At 60.7% G+C, this 3,127-nt stretch carries 1 protein-coding gene; it reads right to left on the reverse strand.

The features are described from left to right. Window positions 1-161 precede the first annotated feature (161 nt). Window positions 162-2,555 carry a penicillin acylase family protein gene (locus tag AC0L2K_RS34660; RefSeq protein WP_473533617.1) on the reverse strand — a complete coding sequence of 798 codons (2,394 nt, stop codon included), beginning with the start codon at window positions 2,553-2,555 and terminating at the stop codon, window positions 162-164. Window positions 2,556-3,127: the final 572 nt, after the last annotated feature.

Here is a 3,127-nt window from a genome sequence, read left to right on the forward strand (position 1 = left end):
GCCCTGCGTCCTTCAGAGCGGGAAATTGCGCCGTAACGATTGCTTCCAATAGGGGGCCGCCAGCCTAATGTCCGGCCCATTTGCGAGGTGAGACACCTGTCCCAAGCCGATCCTGCTTTGCACGACTAGTGCCAGCACTGGCCGCGCATTCCCATGACGTGTCAGCCGCTCAAAGGAGTAAGGAGCGTCCGCGCAACCGCGCTCTCGTCGACCGCTGCCCTGCTGAACCGCAGCGGCTGCATCGTTCCGGAAAGCCAGAGAGAGTAGAAATCGCGATAGTGAGGCGAGCGCGGATCTGCCGACTGGCCGGGCAGGAGCAGGACTCGGCTATTGTCCCACGCGCCCACATCCATGACGAAAAGATAGCTCGCGCCAACGCAGACATTGAAGCCGCTACCCGCTTCTGTGCTGCGCATCATCACAGTCGTGTAATCACCGGCTGAGCGCCCCCCGTCGATCTTAGGAAAGGCTTCCGAGATCGCAGGTATCGCTGCAAGTGGGTGGGAGATGGAGACCCGATGGAGATCGCCCCAACGCCATTGCACAGGATCGGGCCCCATCAGTTTGATCGCCTTGGCCCATCCCGCGATCAGCGCTTTCTCTATGATGGCATCCCGTGCAGCAATAGGATCGCTCCCGAGCATCGTGTCCGGCACCGCGAGCAGCCGTAGCATCTCTGAAAGGTTGATCGAACTGATCAGGTCGCTTGCGGCTGGGGGGACCGCAAACTCGCGGAAGCCGGACAACAGTTCGGGCAGGACCATCTCGTAGAGAAGCGCGGCCGCGCTATCCGCTTCAATCTCGCAATCCCATAGGCGAAGCAGCGAAGTAGCGGGAGCGGCCTCCGGCGAGGGAGTGACCGGAAGCAGACTGACTAGCGCGCGCGCCGGCAGAGAGTGAACGTCGTGCTGGAGGGCGATGCTGTCTTGCAGGGAATGCCTCGGTTGGCTGCGCAGCACTTCAGCTATGCGATCCCAGCGGAAGGAGTCGGCCCAGGAGAAGCTGATGGGCCGCTCCTTGTAGGGATAATCTGGGGGCAGGTTCATCTGGTTGGCAGATGCCAACCAGCCCTCCTCGGGATTGTAGATGTTCGGCATCTCGCCGACATCGAGCAGGCCAATCCAGTCAAAGCTGCCGTCGCCGGGCGCGGGGAGCAGCCCATCGTGGTTCGCGCGCTTCGGTGTGAAGCCAATTGCATGCCAGCCGGTGTTACCCTCGACGTCGGCATAGTGAAAGTTGGTTGGCCAGACGTGGAGCTTGAACGCTTCGCACAACGACATCCAGTCGTGCGCCAGGTTGATAGCGATCATAGAAAACCGCACATTCGCCCCCGGCAGCATCGAAACGGACGCGAAAGTCACGGCCCGGCGGCGCAAGGCATCCTGTGAAATGACGGGGCGTCCTTGCGAATAGCGGAGCACCGTACGCTCGGGCGTCGCTCCCTTAACCACAATCTCCTCTTCGAACGTCTCGAAGGGCTTCCATTCTCCCTTGTGCCAATAGTGGTTCGGATCGTTTTCCCTCGTTTGAAGAATGAAAAGGTCCGTCTGGTCGATATGGAAGTCGGTGCGGCCGAAGGCGAAGCGATCGGTATGGCCCTGCATAATGCCGGGAAGGCCAGGCTCCCCGGCGCCGATGATATCGAGCCCCGGTGCTGTCAGGTGGGCGATGTGGCGCGGGCTGGCACCTCCGATCCCAAGATGGGGATCGTTCGCGAGGATCGGCCGGCCGGTCGAAGTGCGCCAGCCCGCCACGGTCCAGGCATTGCTTCCCCGACCTGCGGGGTCAACGCGCTCCAGCTCCGGATTGTCGAACGCCAAATCCCCACAGTCGAACGGCAGCGGCTTCGCCAACTCCGCCAAGACGCCAATGTCCGCCTCCGTGACGGAAGCACAATTCAATCCTTCGGGCACTGTAAAAGGCCACGCAGGACGCAGCGGGTCCATGAGCTTATCGAGGTGAAGCAGTCCGCGGGCCTGGAGCCGCGCCCGACGAACTTCATCGGTCGCGTCGCCCATCTCGGGGTTGCGGATTCGCACCAAATCACGCACGTCCCATCGCAGCGGCTTGATGTCCAATATGCTGTATTCAAGCGGCATTTGGGAAGGATTTGCTTCCAGTTCCGCGATCCGGGCATTCACGCCGGCGACATAGCCACATGCGCACTCCAGCACTTCCGGCGGCAGCGCCATCAGTTCAGCATCGATATCGCCGTGAAATAGAAAAAGGCGCGCCGCGCGGTCGGCGGAGACGAAGCGCGGACCGAATGCCTCCGCCATTCGGCCCAGGTCACGCCGATATGAAAGGTCGATCTGAAATAAACGGTCGCGGGCAACGACATAGCCTTGGCCGAAGAATGCGTCGCGCTTCGATCCCGCTCGGATGTGAGGAATGCCCAACTCGTCGTCGATGATCTCGATTGGCGAATCGGCTCCCGTTGTCACAATCATGCTGTTCCTGCCTCCACCGGGCTCGATCACCGGCCGGGTCAAGCCGGTTCCCTCCGAGGGAAGAGTTGCGACCGACGGCAACAGCAATGCGCGACGCTTATCCATCAGGTGCCCCGATCAACAATGCTCGTCGCCTGAATTGGCGAGGAGGCGAAGTGTAATTGAACCGGGGCCTAGGCATCTCGCCGTCAGCTGTCGAGTTATGCTCGCGAACAGTGCAGAGCGGTACCGCCCGTTTCTTCTAAAAACTCGTTCAGAGCCCAAGGCGCAGATGAGGAGTTTCGAAGCCTTGGCTATTCCGGCTGTCATCTCGCAGATATGCTTCGGCGAGGCCAAGTGTGCCGGCTCCAAAGCCGTGGTTTCATCATGCTGAGAGTTCACGGGCAGGCTTTTCATGGCGTTGAGATATTTTGCAGGCTATATAAAGATAGCGCGGTGCTTGCGTGGTCCATTAATGTAGGCCTGCTACCGGTGAGCCGCATACAGCCCTATGCAGCCCCCCGTAAAGGACCAGAGAGCCCAGAACAGAGTAAGGTCGGCTGCCTGCGGCACAAGCGCTAGTTCCGGGCTGGATGTGGCGTGCCATCCCCTCCCCTTCGGTTTGGGACGGGCGGCTGGACGTCAATGGGCTATCGGGGTCGGATTGCTTGATGGAATTCACTGTCAACTCGCTGGAT

The sequence above is a fragment of the Mesorhizobium sp. WSM4817 genome (assembly GCF_055811135.1).